The following is a 15,973-nucleotide window of genomic DNA, read 5'->3' on the forward strand; positions in this document are numbered from 1 at the left end:
GATCAGGTGTCGCCGCGCTCCCAGCGGGTGAATCCGTTCCTGGAGACACAGGTGAGAAAAAGCCCGTCGGGTGCCTGGGCCACGTCGCCGTCCTGGGCGCTGCAGATGTCGCCCTCGTTTTTGACGCCGTGCATCTCCGGCGAGCGGAACCAGCGCGGCTCGTATCGTCGCGGCGAACCGCAGAAGACCAGCCGACCCCAGTCGGTGACCCCGAATGCGTAATAGGTGGTGTTGTCGCAATAGGACCCGAGCACGACGCCCGGGCGGATACCGGGTGTGCAGTCGGGATAGTTGCATTCGGGTTGGGCGGCCGCTGGCGGCGCAGCCATCAGGAGGCCCGCAGTGACCACCCCGGCGAGCACCGTGACGATAGATCGCACGGCTGCATTCTCACACATCGCGGTAATCAAATTCTCTCTTTCGGAGAGCATTACTCCCGAGGACGTTAGGCTTGCAGCATGCGCGCAGTAGGTGTCATCGGCGGCGTCGCGGCGACGGTTATGACCGTGCTCGGAAGCTTAGGCGTTGCGCCGCAGGCGCACGCCTCGAATTACGGGGTCGAACTGAACGGGACGTGGAAGGTCATGTCCAACGGTCAGTGGGCCAAGACCAACTCGGTCTTCATCGACCAGAAGACCGACATCCAGATCTGGAACATCACGTCCAGCTGCGTGAGCCCCATCGAATGCACCGGCACGGTGACCAGCGACAAGGGTTGGACTGCCCCGATCAACCTGGTGAAGGTCTACTGGATTCTTAACCGCGAGATACCGGATTGGGCGCCGTGCCCCGACGGCACCTTCGCGCACGGCCGTCAGAAGTTCACCGTCTGGGGCATCAACCCCGCGCTCAACGAGCGCGACCTGTTCATCACGGACCTGCTCGCCGGCCGCAATATCACCGAGACCGACAGCGGCGCCTGCGGCAGAAACCAGCCCATCGACATCGAATTGCCGGTCCGGATGGAACGCATCGCCTAACGCCACAGCCGCCAACCCCGCACCCTCACCTCATCCCCCGCGAGACGGAATCCTCGCAGCCGATGTGCGAGTGGGTGCCTGCGTAGATTCCGCCTCGCGGCAGAGCGGCAACGCGCGTTCGCGCTCCGGCCGGGTCGGTGATCTCGCAGGCGATGCGCGCCTAACGCCGCACAACTCGGACGGCTGTCAGGTCGGTAGAAGGTCCTTCCACGACTTCGGCGCACCGTTCGCACCCAGGTTCTTCACCTGCTGCAGCTGGCCATCGGGTGTCATGTACTCCCCGGTGTTCGGGTCGTACTGCGCGAACGCGACCGACGGTCCGCCGGCTTGTCCAGAAGCGTTGCCGCCGAACGCGCTTGGCGCCGCAGGCACGGGACCGTCGGCAGGCGGCGGGGCCTGCGGGATCGGTGCCCCGTTGATCGAATTGCCGGGTGGCGGCGGGGCCACCGCGTCGGCGGCGGGCGCAGGTCCCGGAAGCGGACCCGCAGGCGCGGCACCGGGTGGTGGAGCACCAGGTGGCGGCGCACCGGGCGGCGGTGGCGCCCCTGGCGGTGGCGGTGTCCCCTCGACTGGTGCGTAGATGCGCTCGTTGAAGTCGACGCGGTCATCAAGCGGGATGCCCTGCGCGACGAGGTTCGGATCGAACGGGTACGCCCCGAGGAGATGCTGGCGCATCGCCGTCGGTTGGAAGCCCTTCGGGTCGTTGCAGAGTTCGACCGTCGGCGCCCTCTTGCCCGGATGCGCCATGCACGGGTAGTTGCGGGCACCGCGGACGGCGATCGGCGAATCCTGCGGCAGCTTGCAGTACAGGCCGTCCGGTGTGTCGACGATTTCCTCATCGGCCGGGTTGCGCCACTGCGACGGTGGCAGGAATCCGACCGTGCACGGCGGCGGATCGTTGACCGTCAGCGCGAAGTCACCCGACGGCAGGCCAGTCGGGTTGTTCTTCGGGAGACCGAACGATTGCTGCGCGGCGATGATGCCGGGGAAGATCACCAGCAGCTGTTCCAGCGACGGGTTGTAGGTGACCAGGATCTGGCTGATCGTGGTGAGGTTCGCCAGCAGAATCGGAAGCGTCGGCTTCACATCGTTCAGCAGCGACGAAACCTCCTGCGCGAAGCCGGGTCCGCGCTGCAGGATCCTGCGGATCTCCGGATCGTTCTGCACCAGCTGCGCGGTCACCCCGGACAGGCTGCGCGCCCAGGTGCGAATCTGATCGGCGGTCTCTGCCTGCGAATCCAGCAGCGGGCCACTGTCATCGATCAGTGAGCGGAGCTGATCGGAGACGCCGTTGGCGTCCTTGGTCACCGTCGACGCCGAATCGAGCAGCGACTGAAATTCCGGACCCGCCCCGTTGAACGCCGTGTACGACTCGTCGAGCAACTCGGAGAGTCTGCCCTCAGGGATGCTGTCGACCAGCGCGCTGACCTGATCGAGCACCGGGCCGACCGCCTGCGGGATCGTCGCGTTCTCCTTGGCGATGACCGAGCCGTCCTTCAGGTACGGGCCGGAGTCGGTGCGCGGCCGCAGGTCGACGTACTGCTCGCCGACGGCCGATACGCTGCGCACTTCGGCCTGCAGGTCGGCGGGGATCTTCGGCGAGGTGTCGAGCGTCAGCGTCGCTTCGGCCCCATCCTCGGTGAGCTTGACGTCGGTGACCTTGCCGACCTGCACACCGCGGTAGGTCACGTTGGCGAACTCGTAAAGGCCGCCCGCGGCGGGCAGTTCGAGCTTGACGTTGATGCGGCCGAGACCGATCAGGGTCGGCACCTGCATGTAGGTGAACAGCATCACCGCCACGCCGATGATCGACGCGATCGTGAAGATGATCAGCTGGTTTCGGACGAAGCGCGTCAGCATCAGCCACCGCCTCCCGGCGTCGGAGGCACCCCGGGGGGCGCAGGTGCGGGCGCGGGCTCCGCCGGTGCGGCGGGTGGTGCGTCTGCGCCGTAGGGTCCGGCAAAGATCGGCGACGCCGGGCCTGCCTGCGTCTGCAGCATCTGTGGCGCCGTTGGCGGCGGGGCGACCGGCAGCACCGGTCCCGGAATCGGGGGTGGTGCCCCGTCGGGTGACGGCGGCGGCGGAGGCAGCGCCTCGTCCGGCGGCGGCGCCACACCCACCGAGATCGGGTTGTACGAGTAGGTCAGGTAATACGGATCACCCGGCGCCGGAATGAGTTTGGCGTTCTCGTCGCCCCACCGCGTGCCGAGCAGCATCGTCTTCTTCAGCCGCGGATAGGTGAGGTCGAAGATCGCGGTCAGGTTGATGTAGTCGCCGCGGGTGATGGTGTCGGCGAAGCCGGGGCCGTACGGGAACGCCGTCGCCCAGATCAGCGCGGAGCTCAGGTCGGGACCGATGTCGACGAGCGCCTTGAGGGCGGGTTCGAGATTCTTCAGGTCGGTCACCAGATCGTCGCCGGCGTCGTTGACGACCCCTGTCGCGGTGTCGCTGAACTCCCCAAGCCGCTGCAGCGCCGTGGTCAACGTCGGGCGTTCCTTGATCAGTACGTCGATGGCCGGCGGCACCTCCTTGAGCGCGCGGTCGATGACGTCGCGCTGACCGGCGAACGTGGCCGCCACCCGGTTCAACTGCTTGATGGACTCGATGATGTTGTCACGCTGTGCATCCAGCTCCCCGACGAAATTGTCCAGCCGGGTGAGCAGCTCGCGGATCTCGGGCTCGCGGCCCGACACAGCGGAGCTGAAGTTGTGGATGATGTCACCGATCTGGCCCAGTCCGCCCCCGTTCACGACGGCCGACAGCGACGACAGCGTCTGCTCGGTGGTCGGATAGGTAGACGACCGGTTCAGCGGGATGGTGGCCCCCGGTTCCAGTCTGCCGGTGGGCTTTTCACCCAATGGCGGGTTGAGCGCCAGATGCATCGAGCCGAGCAGGCTGGTCTGGCCGACGGACGCGACCACGTTTGCGGGCACCGACACGTCGGGTTTGAGCGAGATCTCGACGTCGGCGTGCCAGTTGTCGACGGTCATCTTGCCGACGCTGCCGACCACGACATCGTTGATCATCACCGGCGAATTCGATTCCAGCGTCGCGACATTGGGCAGCTCGACGTGATACGTCACGGCGTCCGGCCCGCGTCCCACCGCGCCGGGAAGCGGCAGCGAGTTCAATCCTTGGAACGAGCAGCCGGTCAGCGTCAACGCCGCGCAGGACCCGGCTGCGGCCAGTGCCTTCATTCTGCGGTTCACGGTTGCGGCGCCCCTTCCGCTGGTAACAGGGGTGCGTTGGGATCCGGCGGCGGTGGCGGGGCGCCCGTCTGGGGAAGCAACATGTCCTCGACGGACGACCCTTGGGCGGGAAGGTTCGTAATGATATGCGGCTCGGATAGCGGCGGCGCGTTGGGAATCAACGCCGGCGACGGTATCGCGGCCCGTTCGTCGCCGGGTGGCATGTGAATGCCCTGCCAGGTGTTGGGCGGGCCGTTCCAGCCCGGCGGCGGCGGAACGTCACCCGCGCCGGTGTACGCGGACACCGACGGCGGCGGTTCGGGCGGGTCGCCCGGCCCTGCCCCACCGGGCGCGAGCTTCGGGTCGGTATAGATGATGCGGTCAGGGTTGATCGCAGGCCGCAGGTAGGCGTTGATCGGGAGCGGCAGGCCGTTGAAGTTCAACAGCCGCAACGCCGGACCGAGATACTGCGCGCACAGTTTCGCCGTCTCCGGCGCGGTGACGTTCTCGACCGCGCCGATCATGCCGCAGATCACCTGCACCGGATTCGAGAAGTTCACCAGCGAGAACGCCCCGGTCACCGAACCGCCGTTCGGGTAGTAGATGTTGTTGAAGTTCGCGATGGCGTTGGGCGTGATGTGAAGAACGTTCTCGAACGCCAGTTTGTGGTCGACGAGGATCTGGGTGAGGTTGGTCAACCGCTGCACCTGCTCGGCGGTTTGGTTCCTGGTGCCGGAGACGAAACGCTCAACCTCGTTGATCGCGACCGACAGGTTGGACACCGCGGCGTCCAGATCCGATCTGCTGTCGTTGAGAACACTGCTCAAAGTCGCCAAGCGGTTCTCGAACATCACGATCTGCTCCTTGCTGTCGCGCAGCGCGGAGACGAATATCTGCAGGTTCTTGATGATGTCGACGATGTTGCCGCTACCTTCGGCGAAAACCCGTGCCACACCAGACAATTGCGACAGCGTTTCACGCAGCTTCTCGGCGTTTCCGTCACCCAGCGCGTTGGCCGCGCTGTCGATGAACCGCGCGACGGAGGTGTCCGACACCCCGCCTTCGGCGCCTTCCTTGGGGCCCAATTCCGTTGCCAGTCTCATCAACTGGGTCTTCACCTCGTCCCACTCGACGGGGACGGCGGTGCGATTGCTGGGAATCACCCCACCGTCACCCATGGTGGGGCCGTCGCCGTTGCGGTAGGCGGGCGTCAGTTGGACATACCGCGCAGCGACCAGATTCTGCGCCACGATCACGGCCTTGGCGTCGGCGGGGATGGGCACATCGCGATCGACCTTGAGGATCATCTTGGTCTGCGTGCCCTCGGGCTGGATCGACTCGATCCGCCCGACCTTCACACCCGACACCCGGATCTCGTCGCCGGGATAGATGCCGGTAGCCGTAGGGAAGTAAGCGGTGATCGTCTTCGGCCCGAAGAACGTCTGGCGCACCAGGTACCCGGCGCCGGCGACGAGGGCGACCGCCAATGCTACGGCCGCGACGGTGACCAGCCGCTTACGGTTGGGGTTCACCGGGGTCTCCATCGTTGGGTAGGTCTCCAGGTTGCGGAATGCCGTTGACGGGGAACGGTATCTCGGCGCGTGGTCCGGCGTTGTCGGGCGGCTGGCCCGCATTCACGCCACGGCGGAACCCAAAGGCGTAGTCCAGGAACGGCTGCAGGATCTGGCCGAACGCGAGGTTCGGTACGAACGCGTTGTAGTAGGCGCCGTTGGCGACGATCTCGCCTTGGGTCAGATAGTATTTCGCGGCGCCGGGCAGCATCTTCGCCAGATTGTCGCGGTTCTTCTCCAGCATCGCAGACACGTCGTTGAGCCGCTCCAACGTCGGCGCGAGTTCTGCTTCGTTGTCGGCGACCAGCGCGGTGAGTTCCTTCGACACCGCCGAAGTGGCCGACAGCAGGCTGGTGATCGCCTGCCTGCGCTCGTTGAGCACCGCGAGCAGGTCGTTCGAGTTGAGGATCAGCGCGTTGACCTTTTCGGTTCTCTCCGAAAGGATCCCGGTGACATCGCCCGCCGTCTTGAACAGCTGGGCCAGGCTCTCGTTGCGGCTGTTGAGCGACCGCGACAGCCGCGAGACGCCGTCGAATGTCGGACCCAATTGCGGGGAGATCCGGTCGAGCGTCTCGGCCAGCGTGTCCAGCGACTGGTTCAGCGCCTGAGTGTCCGTGCCCGCCGTGTTGGCGGTCAGTTCGTCGATCGCGTCGGTCAACGAATACGGCGACGACGTCCGAGTGACCGGGATGACGGTGTTGGGCGAGAGCGTGCCGCCGCCCGCCGACTCGAGCGCCAGCACCCGTTCGCCGAGCAGGGTCCCGGTGCGGATGTGCGCGGTGGTCTCCGAGCCCAGCGCATACCTGCCGTCGATGGTGAAACCCACCAGCGCGTCGCCATTTTCGAGCTTCACCGAGGACACCGAACCGACCTTGATGCCGGACACCGTGACGTCATTGCCGACGGCGATCCCGCCCGCCTCGGTGAACAACGCCTGATACCGCAGCGAAGTCGCCCACTGCACCAGACGCTCGGGCTGTAGGCCGATCGCGATGACGAGGACGCACAGGACGACACCGATGATGCCGGCCCTGATGAGCGAAGATCCGCGGTACTTCTGCATCTATTCTTCCCTGCACCTTCCGCCCTCTTGCTTGATCCACGGGAAGACCACCGTCCGACCCTCGAGATCGCTGGCCCGGAACGTGACCGCGCAGATGTAGTACGGGAAGAAGGCGCCGTAGGACCCCACCCGCGCGAGCTTTTTGTAGATGCCGGGCAGTCGTTGCAGGGTCGCGTCGACTCGGTCCTTGTCGTTCTGCAGTATGGGGGCGAGCTTGTTCAACTGGTCGATGTTGCCCGACAGCGGCGGCCGCGCCTGGCCGAGCAGATGGGCCAGCGATGTCGTGCCGTTGTTCAGAGATTCGATCGCCGTGCCGATCGGGTCGCGGTCCTCCGAGAGTCCAGCGACCAGAGTCTCCAGTTTGTCGATCGAGGCCGCCAGGTCCTCGCCGTCGCGGGAGAGGGTGTCCAGCGTGGTCTGCAGTTCGTCGATCAACTGCTCGACGACCTGGTTGTTGTCGGCAAGTGAATTCGTGAACGACGACGACTTGGAGAACAGCGACTCCAGTGTTCCGCCCTGGCCCTGCAGGATCTGGACAAGCGATGACGTCAGCGCGTTGACGTCCTGTGGATTCAGGCCCTGGATAACGGGTTTCAGCCCGCCCAGCAGCAGGTCGAGATCCAGCGCGGGTGCGGTCCGGTCCATCGGTATCTGCGATCCTGCGGGCAGGATCCTCGTCGAGTTCGCCGGCGAGTCAACGAGTTCCAGGTAGCGATCGCCGACCAGATTCAGATAGCGGATGGCCGCCTTCGTCCCCGTCGTCAGCTTGATGTTGCGGTCGGTGTTGAACTTGACCAGAACCTTGCGGTCCGGCTGCAGGGAGACATCGCCGACGGTGCCGACGCGAATGCCGGCGATGCGCACCGAGTCACCCGGCTTCAGCCGCGACGCGTCGGCGAAGATCGCCGAATATCCGTTCGTGGAGCCGGTTCTCGTCTCCCCGAACACCATGAACAGGAACGCGGTCAACACGACCATCACCAGTCCGAAGACGGTGAACTTGATGAGCGTGCTGGTCGAGCGCGTCATCCGGGCTGTCCAATCTGCATCGTGTTGCGCGGCGGGCCGGCCAACGGGCCGAACAGCCAGTTCTTCAGCGCATCGGAGTTCAGCAGGATGCCCTGGTTGCCGTAGCGGGCCGGGTTGGATCCGACGTCGCCCGCGATGAACGGCGGCACGAAGTTCGCGGGCAGGTCGGGCAGGCCGAGCTCCTCGCAGTAGTTGGCCCCGCCGCTCTTGGCGGCGACCTTCGGCAGGTCAACCGGATACCGGTACCGTTCGACACCCAGTGTCAGGCCGGCGCTGACGAGGATCGACGAGTACTGCGGCGGTGACTTCGCGAACGGCACCAGGCCACCGATACCGCAGCGCAGCGAGTCGTGGTAGGTGGCGAGCACGCCGGTGGTCGGCACCAGCAGCTGCGCCACATCGGTGAGCCCCTGCCGGTTGGCGCCGAGAACCTCGTTGCCGAGCTGACCCAAACCGGCTGCGCTGATGAGGAATTCGTCGAGGTTGCGCTGCTCTTCGACGATCGAGTTACTGACGTCGGTGGTGTTCTGCACCGTCGACATGAGATCCGGCGCGGCGTCGGCATACGCGGTGAACGCAGGCACCGACGCCTCGATGTCGTGGGACAGATTCGGCAGGCTCGGCTCGATCTTGCCCAACAGTTCGTTGAAGTCGACCAGCGTCTGGCCGATCTGCTCGCCGCGGCCGTTGAACGCGGTGGCGATTGCGCCGAGCGTCTCGTTCAGCTTCGCCGGGTCGATCTTGTCCAGCACCGTCACCAGTCGCTGGAACACGGTGTTGATCTCGACGGTCAGGTGCTGGCTCTGGATCACCTGCCCGGGCCGCAGCTTCTCGGGCGACGGGTCGGGCGGCGCGTTCAACTGCACGAACTTCGCGCCGAACACCGTGTTCGAGGTGATGTCGACTCCGACGTTGGACGGTATGAGCTTCATCTGCTTCGGGTCCATGGCCAGGTGCAGAACCGCGGTTCCGTCGGGACGCTCTTGAATGTCGGCGACCCGGCCGACCTGAACGCCGCGCATCTTCACCTTGGCGTCCTTGTCCATGACCAGGCCGGCGCGATCCGAGATGACCGTCACCGGAAGGGATTCGGTGAATCCGCCGCGGAACAGGGTAACGGCCAGCGCGATGACCAACCCGAGCGCGACGACGAGGCCCAACCCCGCCAACGGTCGCACGGCATTGCTGTTCATCGGCTCTTGTCTCCCCTACCCGGACAGGTTGAAGTTGCCGTTGGAGCCATAAATCGACAGCGACACCAGAAGCGTCACCGACACCACCACGACCAGTGAGGTGCGCACCGCGTTGCCCACCGCCACCCCCACCCCGGAGGGGCCACCGCTGGCGAAATAGCCGTAGTAGGTGTGGATCAACAGGATCGTGATCGCCATCAAGACCGCCTGCAGAAACGACCACAACAGATCGATCGGGTTGAGGAAGGTGTCGAAATAGTGGTCATACAGACCGCCGGACTGACCGAACAACACCACCGTGGTGAACTGGCTGGCCACAAACGACAAGATCACCGCGATCGAATACAGCGGGGTGATCGCGATCATCCCCGCCACAATGCGGGTCGACACCAGATACTGCACCGGCCGAATCGCCATCGACTCCAGCGCATCGATCTCCTCATTGATGCGCATCGCACCCAACTGCGCGGTCACCCCGGCCCCGAAGGTGGCCGCCAACCCGATACCGGCCACCACCGGCGCCGAGATCCGCACATTGATAAACGCCGCCAAAAACCCGGTCAACGCCTCGATACCGATGTTGCCCAGCGAGCTGTAGCCCTGCACCGCCAACGTGCCCCCCGCCGCCAGGGTCAAAAACCCGACGATCACCACGGTGCCGCCGATCATCGCCAACGTGCCCGCACCCATCGAGATCTCGGCGATCAACCGGATGATCTCCTTGCGGAAATGCATCGCCGCATGCGGTGTGCCGCCCAACGCTTTTCCATAGAACAGCACCTGATCGCCGATCTTGGAAAAAAAATCGACCGGTCGCGCCAGCTCCCGAAACACCCGCGGATAGGTCGCTCTCAAAGCCATCGCGCCCAGCCCGCCTAACCCGTGGTCATCCGGATGCCGATCGCGGTCACGATGACATTGATCACGAACAACGCCATAAACGCATACACCACCGTCTCGTTCACCGCGTTGCCCACGGCCTTGGCGCCCCCACCGGTAATCGTCAACCCCCGATAACACGCCACCAACCCGGCGATCAAACCGAACAACGCCGCCTTCACACACGAGATGATCACCTCGGGAATGCCGGTCAACAACGTGATCCCCGCCGCGAACGCCCCCGGATTGACATCCTGAATGAACACCGAAAACGAATAACCACCCAGGATCCCGATGATCACCACCAAACTGTTCAACAACAACGCCACCAACCCCGACGCCAAAAACCGCGGAGTCACCAACCGCTGCACCGGATTGATGCCCAGCACTTCCATCGCGTCGATCTCCTCGCGGATGGTGCGCGACCCCAAATCCGCACACATCGCCGTCGACCCCGCACCCGCCACAATCAACACCGTCACCAACGGCCCGATCTGAGTCACCGCACCAAACGCCGCACCCGCCCCCGACAAATCCGCCGCACCCAACTCACGCAACAAAATGTTCAGCGTGAAACTCACCAACACCGTGAACGGAATCGCCACCAACAACGTCGGCGCCAACGACACCCGCGAAATGAACCAACACTGCTCCAAAAACTCCCGCCACTGAAACGGCCGATGAAAGACAAACCCCACCGCATCCCTGCTCATCGCAAACAACCCACCCACAGCCTGCATCGGCCCAGACAAGCTCTTGCTGAGCGTGATACCGGGGGACCATCTATCTGCCATAGGCGACGGGTCCTTCCAGGATGGTGACTGCCGAGACCGCGGTGGGCCCGCCGAGATTGTGGGCCAAGCCAATTCGGGCGCCGTCGACCTGATTGACGGCTTCGCCGCGTAGCTGGGCTAAAAGCTCGACGCATTGGGCGACACCGGTCGCCCCCGGCGGATGGCCCTTGGCCTTCAATCCGCCGCTGGTGTTCACGGGCAGTCCGCCGCCGATCGTGGTGTCCTCCGCTTCCAACAGCTTGTAGGCCCCGAATCGCTCGGCGAAGCCCAGATCTTCATAGCTGATCAACTCGATACCGGTGAAAAAATCATGAACTTCCGCGACGTCGACGTCGGACGGCGTCATCCCCGCCATGCCGAAGGCTTGCTTGGCGGCGCGCACCGTCGCGGTGAAGGTCGTCATGTCGGGCTTGTGTTGATGCATCACCGAGTCCAGACCGAGGCCGACGCCGCGGACCCACACGGGCCGGTCGGTGAACCGGTCGACGACATCCTCGGCGGCCAGCACGAGCGCGGCCGCGCCGTCGCTCTGCGGCGCGCAGTCGTAGAGCCGGAACGGTGTCACCACGGTCGGCGCCGCCAGCGCCCGCTCCATCGTGATCTCGAAGCGCAGCCGGGCCTTCGGGTTGTTCACCCCGTGCCGGTGGTTCTTCACCGCGATCATCGCCAGGTGCTGTTCGGTCGCCGGGGACTCGTGCAGGTACCGCCGAACGTGCAGGGCGAAGCCGGCCGGCGCCACCACCCCGAGCGGGAAGTCCCACGCCATGTCGCGGGCCATCGGCTCCCACTCCCAGAGCATGTCCTTGGAGGTGGTGTCGCGAAGCTTGTCGGCGCCCATCACGAGGGCGACGTCGATCGCGCCGGACGCCACACCGAACAAGGCGTTGCGGACGGCGTCGTTTCCGGTGGCGCACGAGTTCTCCACCCGGGTGACGGGCAGGTCGGGCAGCCCGAGGGTGTCGGCCAGGATCCCCGACGGGAAGCCGTCGGCGGTTCCCATTGCGCCGAACCACGCCGCCTGAAGATCGGACTTCTGCAGGCCCTTGTCGACACTGGCGGCGCACTCGGCGAACGCCATCGGCAGCAGATCTTTGATGCCGAGCGCGAAGTGCTCGCCGAACGGCGTCATTCCGGCGCCGACGATCGCCACGTTCCTCATGCCACGAACCCCGCCCCCGGCATGGCCCCGCCAGTCATGCCGCGGCCTCCGGCTCGAACGCATAGCCGTAGTCGGGCACACCCGACCGGACCGCGACTCTGCGCAGCGCCAGCCGACCGCGGTCCCCGATGCCGACGGTGCCCGGCTGTGCCCCGGTAACCTTCACTAACGCGCGAACCCCCACATCGTCCAATTCGACGATCACCAACGAATACGGCGTGCGCAGCCCTGGCACCGGGATGTGCACCGTCGTCTCGGTGTAGACAGTCCCGGTCCGCGGTAGCGGCACCAATTCGTATTGGGTGGCAAGGCTACCGTCATCGCCCACTCCGTATCGCGGCGGGAAGTCCAACTGACCCGAATCAGCGAAATGCCCTGCCTCCCAACGCACCTTGGCTTCGAAGGCGCGCTCGTAGGCGGCCAGCGAGATCGGGATCTCGGCGTCGGCGACGTAGCTGCCCTCGGGGGCGGGCCGCGCGACGGGCTCGCGACGGCGGATCGGCGCGCTGCCGCCGGCAACCGTGATGCCGGACAGGGTGGCCTGCTCGGCGGCGACCAGCGGCCCGGTGACCCCTCGCTCACACATCCCGGCCAGCGCAAACAGGCCCGAGCTGGCACCGAGGGTGGGCAGCGTGGGCGGGTTTCCCCGGCACAGGTCGGCAGCGCGCCGGTGATCCACACCGGCCACCGCCATCGGGGTGTCCAGCCACGCCGCCTCGAGCGAGGCGATCAGGCCCCGCTCGTGCAGCAGCCGCGGGTCGCCGTAGTCGTGCACGTCGCCGGTCGCGTTGCGGGTGCGGACGGGCAGGCTGCGCACGACGCGCGCCGCGGTGCGGATGTGCAGCCCGTGGTCGGCGGTGATGATGGCCGCCGCGCCTGCGGGATCGATGTCAGCGCCGATGATCATCGTTCTCGACCGCGCCGAACTGACCGCGTCCAAGGTGGCGGGCGCGCCGCCCAGCCGCTCGACCACCTCGAGTTCCGGGTCGAGACCGAGCCCGGCCAGCAGCACTGCGGCGTTGCTGCTCTCCAGCAGCGGCATGTCACGGCTGACCAGCACCACCCGTTCGACCGCGCCGCCGAGACTCAGCGCAGCCCGGCCGGCTTCCACGGCGAGGGTGATCGCGTCCTCGTCGTCACCGGCCACCCGGTGCTGGGGGGTTCCCCAGCACGGCAGGTATGTGCCGATCGAAGCGACGTAGGGCATGAGGTCCTTCGCGGTCTAGGTGACGGCGCCGGCCGTCTTGAGCTCGATGATGCGGTCCCAGTCCAGGCCGAGTTCCAGCAAGATCTCGTCAGTTTGCTCGGCGAACGCCGGCGCCGGTCCGGATTGCGGAGCGGTGACATCGAACTGCACCGGATTCGCCACCAATTCGAGTTCGCCGGCCCGCACCAGATATTCGTTGGCGCGGATTTGCGCATCCTCGACGGCCTGCAGCGTGTCCTGCACCGGCGCCCACGGGCCCAGCAGCGTCGCGAAGCGCTCCTTCCACTCGGCCAGCGGCCGCTTCGACATCGCCTCGGTGAGGATCTCGGTCGCGACCGCGGTGTTCTCCGCGATGGCTTCGCCGGTGGCGAACCGCGGATCGTCGGCGAGCTCGTCGAGGTCCATGTGCTTGCACACGTCGGCCCAGAACTTCGTTGGCTGCATCATCACGAACGAGATGTAGCGGTCGTCGGCCGTCGGATACAGCCCGACGAGCGGGTTGATCGGCGAGCCGTGCACCCCCGGCGGGAACGCCTCCATGCGCTCGCCGAGGTGTTTGGTCAGCGCCACGGTGTGCCCCAGCGACCAGAAGCCGCTGCCGAGCAGCGAGACGTCCACGATCGACGGTTCGCCGGTGCGCTCCCGCTTGAACAGGGCGGCGGCGATGCCCCCGGCGAGGTTGGTGCCGCTGATGGTGTCGCCGTAGGCGGGGCCCGGCGGGCCGATCATGCCGGGCATGTCCGGCGGGGTGATGGTGCGTGCGGTGCCGGCCCGGCACCAGAACGCGGTCATGTCGTAGCCACCCTTGACGGCCTCGGCGCCGCGGGGGCCCAGTGCGCTGCCCCTGGCGTAGATGATCTTCGGGTTGATCGCCCGGATGTCGTCGACGTCGATGCCGAACTTCTCCCGGTGCGCGGGCAGGAAGCTGGTCAGAAAGACGTCGCTGCGCCGGGCGAGTTCGTAGAGCACTTCCTTGCCTTCGGGCACTGACATGTCCAGCCCGATGCTGCGCTTGTTGCGGTTGGCGTGCTCGATGTTGGGATTCGGGTCGCCCTCGACGCGCAGCAGCCCGGTCTGGCGCAGCCCGCGCTGCGGGTCGCCGGTCACGGCGTGCTCGACCTTGATGACGTCGGCGCCCCATTCGGTCAGCACCGCGCCGGCCGACGGCACGAAGCCGTACATCGCAACTTCCAGTACGCGGATCCCGTCCAGCGGCGCGCTCATGCCGGCACCACCGTCGCGAATGTCTTGCGCTCCAAGAACTCCTCCAGCCCTGCGGTTCCCATTTCCCTGCCGATACCGGACTGCTTGAAGCCGCCGAACGGGCAGTCCGGGCCGAAATACATGCCGCCGTTGATGGACAGGGTGCCGGTGCGGATGCGGCGGGCCACCGCGACGGCGCGGTCCTCGCTGCCGAACACCGCGCCCGACAGCCCGTAGATCGAGTTGTTGGCGATCCGCACGGCATCGTCGTCGTCGTCGTAGGCGATGACCACGAGCACCGGGCCGAACGCCTCCTCCTGGGCGATCTCACTGTCCGGGTCAACGCTGGTGAGCAGCGTCGGCGTATAGAAGAAGCCCGGGTCGATCTTCTCGCCGCCGGTGACCAGCGTCGCGCCCGCCGCGATGGCGCGCCGGACCAGGCCGTCGACCTTGTCGCGCTGCTTGCGGCTGTTCAGTGGGCCCATATAGATGCCGTTGTCGGCGGGATTGCCGTACGTCACCAGCCCGAAGTTGTTCTTGACCTTCTCGACGATCTCGTCGTGGTGCTTGCGCGGCACCAGCAGACGCGTGGTGATCGCGCATCCCTGGCCTGCGTGGCTGGCCACGGCAAACGCGGTGAACAGCGCGGCCGTGTCGAAGTCGCCGTCGTCGAGCACGATCGCCGCCGACTTGCCGCCGAGTTCGAGGAAGACCTTCTTGCAGGTCTGGCTGGCTGCGGCCATGATCGCCCGGCCGGTCGGGGTGGATCCGGTGAACGTGATCATGTCGACGTCGGGGCTGGTGGTAAGCGCGACACCGACGTCGGGGTCGGCGCCGCTCAACACGTTGACGACACCGGCGGGGATGTCGGTGTGGTTGGCGATCAGCTCGCCGAGCGCCAGCGTGATCAGCGGCGTATCGGGCGCGCCTTTCAACACCACCGTGCAGCCGGCCGCCAGTGCGGGCGCCAGCTTGGCCAGCGCCAGCTGCGTCAGATAGTTGTAGGCGATGATCGCCGCCACCACCCCGGCGGCTTCCTTCTCCACCCATCGGTGGTGGGTCATGCCGTGGCTCTCGCTGTTGCCGAGGTCCTCGCTCAGCGGATAGGTCTTCAACAGCTGCGCGTAGTAGTCGACGATGCCGATGGGCGCGTCGAGCTGGGCACCGGCGCACATTGCCGGCGTGGCGCCCACCTCGGCGATGGTCAGCTCGGCCAGTTCGTCGCGGTGCTCGATCAGCACCCGGTGCAACTGTTCCAGGCAGCGGATCCGCAGTGGTGTGTCGGTCGCCCAGCCGGTGGTGTCGAAGGCGCGCCGCGCCGCGGCGACCGCGGCTTCGGCATCGGCCACCGACGCGTCGGGGGCGTAGCCGACGATCTCCTCGGTGGCCGGGTTGAGGGATGCGAACGTCCGCGGCGTCTCGACCAGAGCACCGTCGATCAGCATCCGCCGATCGGCGGGCCGCTGCGGTGACTCCGATGCGGCAGAGGGCGCTCCACCCGAGATCGTCGACGCCTCCGTCATCCACCCTCCTAGCAAAGTTCAGTGTGATGGAAACTTCATTCTCATCTTCGGCGAATCATACATTCGTACGATGAGAACTCAAGAAAATGAAGATGGCCTAGTCATGTGGCCTGATGACGGCGTTGGCGGAAATTTCGATGCGACAATTCGAGACGATTTGTCTTGCGATACCGAAGACTGCGAG

General features: G+C 66.0%; 14 protein-coding genes. 1 reads left to right on the forward strand and 13 read right to left on the reverse strand.

Annotation, left to right across the window (positions count from 1 at the left end):
* Positions 1-2: 2 nt before the first annotated feature.
* On the reverse strand, positions 3-380 hold the full coding sequence (locus CQY20_RS02660; RefSeq protein ID WP_097938107.1) for a hypothetical protein: 378 nt from the start codon (positions 378-380) through the stop codon (positions 3-5).
* 78 nt (positions 381-458) lie between these two features.
* Between CQY20_RS02660 and CQY20_RS02665 the strand changes: the two genes are divergently transcribed.
* Complete coding sequence (locus CQY20_RS02665) at positions 459-980, forward strand: Rv2253/PknI dimerization domain-containing protein (RefSeq protein ID WP_165789237.1); 522 nt, start codon at positions 459-461, stop codon at positions 978-980.
* A 186-nt stretch (positions 981-1,166) separates the two neighbouring features.
* Here the strand turns inward: CQY20_RS02665 and CQY20_RS02670 are convergent, their stop codons facing one another.
* From CQY20_RS02670 to CQY20_RS02725, 12 genes are read right to left on the reverse strand one after another with little or no spacing between them, the layout of a single operon-like run.
* Positions 1,167-2,840: an MCE family protein gene (locus CQY20_RS02670; protein WP_097938108.1), complete on the reverse strand. Its 1,674-nt coding sequence runs from the start codon at positions 2,838-2,840 to the stop codon at positions 1,167-1,169.
* The gene (locus CQY20_RS02675; RefSeq protein WP_097938109.1) at positions 2,840-4,177 is read right to left on the reverse strand and encodes an MCE family protein; all 1,338 of its coding nucleotides are present in this window, start codon (positions 4,175-4,177) and stop codon (positions 2,840-2,842) included. The genes CQY20_RS02670 and CQY20_RS02675 overlap by 1 nt, the downstream gene beginning before the upstream one ends.
* Positions 4,178-4,185: 8 nt before the next feature.
* On the reverse strand, positions 4,186-5,700 hold the full coding sequence (locus tag CQY20_RS02680) for an MCE family protein (RefSeq protein ID WP_097938230.1): 1,515 nt from the start codon (positions 5,698-5,700) through the stop codon (positions 4,186-4,188).
* Positions 5,684-6,802 carry an MCE family protein gene (locus tag CQY20_RS02685; protein WP_097938110.1) on the reverse strand — a complete coding sequence of 373 codons (1,119 nt, stop codon included), beginning with the start codon at positions 6,800-6,802 and terminating at the stop codon, positions 5,684-5,686. The genes CQY20_RS02680 and CQY20_RS02685 overlap by 17 nt, the downstream gene beginning before the upstream one ends.
* Entirely contained in the window at positions 6,803-7,831 is a 1,029-nt protein-coding gene (locus CQY20_RS02690) for an MCE family protein (RefSeq protein ID WP_097938111.1), read from the reverse strand.
* A complete protein-coding gene (locus CQY20_RS02695; RefSeq protein WP_097938112.1) occupies positions 7,828-9,024 on the reverse strand; it encodes an MCE family protein in 1,197 nt (398 codons plus the stop codon). The genes CQY20_RS02690 and CQY20_RS02695 overlap by 4 nt, the downstream gene beginning before the upstream one ends.
* Positions 9,025-9,039: 15 nt before the next feature.
* Complete coding sequence (locus tag CQY20_RS02700) at positions 9,040-9,885, reverse strand: MlaE family ABC transporter permease (RefSeq protein ID WP_097938113.1); 846 nt, start codon at positions 9,883-9,885, stop codon at positions 9,040-9,042.
* Positions 9,886-9,899: 14 nt separating this feature from the next.
* Entirely contained in the window at positions 9,900-10,697 is a 798-nt protein-coding gene (locus CQY20_RS02705) for an MlaE family ABC transporter permease (protein WP_097938114.1), read from the reverse strand.
* Entirely contained in the window at positions 10,687-11,856 is a 1,170-nt protein-coding gene (locus tag CQY20_RS02710) for a thiolase C-terminal domain-containing protein (protein ID WP_097938115.1), read from the reverse strand. The genes CQY20_RS02705 and CQY20_RS02710 overlap by 11 nt, the downstream gene beginning before the upstream one ends.
* A 34-nt stretch (positions 11,857-11,890) precedes the next feature.
* Complete coding sequence (locus CQY20_RS02715) at positions 11,891-13,063, reverse strand: OB-fold domain-containing protein (RefSeq protein WP_097938116.1); 1,173 nt, start codon at positions 13,061-13,063, stop codon at positions 11,891-11,893.
* A gap of 15 nt (positions 13,064-13,078) precedes the next feature.
* Positions 13,079-14,287: a CaiB/BaiF CoA transferase family protein gene (locus CQY20_RS02720; RefSeq protein WP_097938117.1), complete on the reverse strand. Its 1,209-nt coding sequence runs from the start codon at positions 14,285-14,287 to the stop codon at positions 13,079-13,081.
* Complete coding sequence (locus CQY20_RS02725) at positions 14,284-15,789, reverse strand: aldehyde dehydrogenase family protein (protein WP_097938118.1); 1,506 nt, start codon at positions 15,787-15,789, stop codon at positions 14,284-14,286. Before CQY20_RS02725 ends, CQY20_RS02720 begins: the two co-directional genes overlap by 4 nt.
* Between the last annotated feature and the right edge of the window lie 184 nt (positions 15,790-15,973).

Source organism: Mycolicibacterium agri (assembly GCF_002553505.1).
Lineage (GTDB): Bacteria > Actinomycetota > Actinomycetes > Mycobacteriales > Mycobacteriaceae > Mycobacterium > Mycobacterium agri.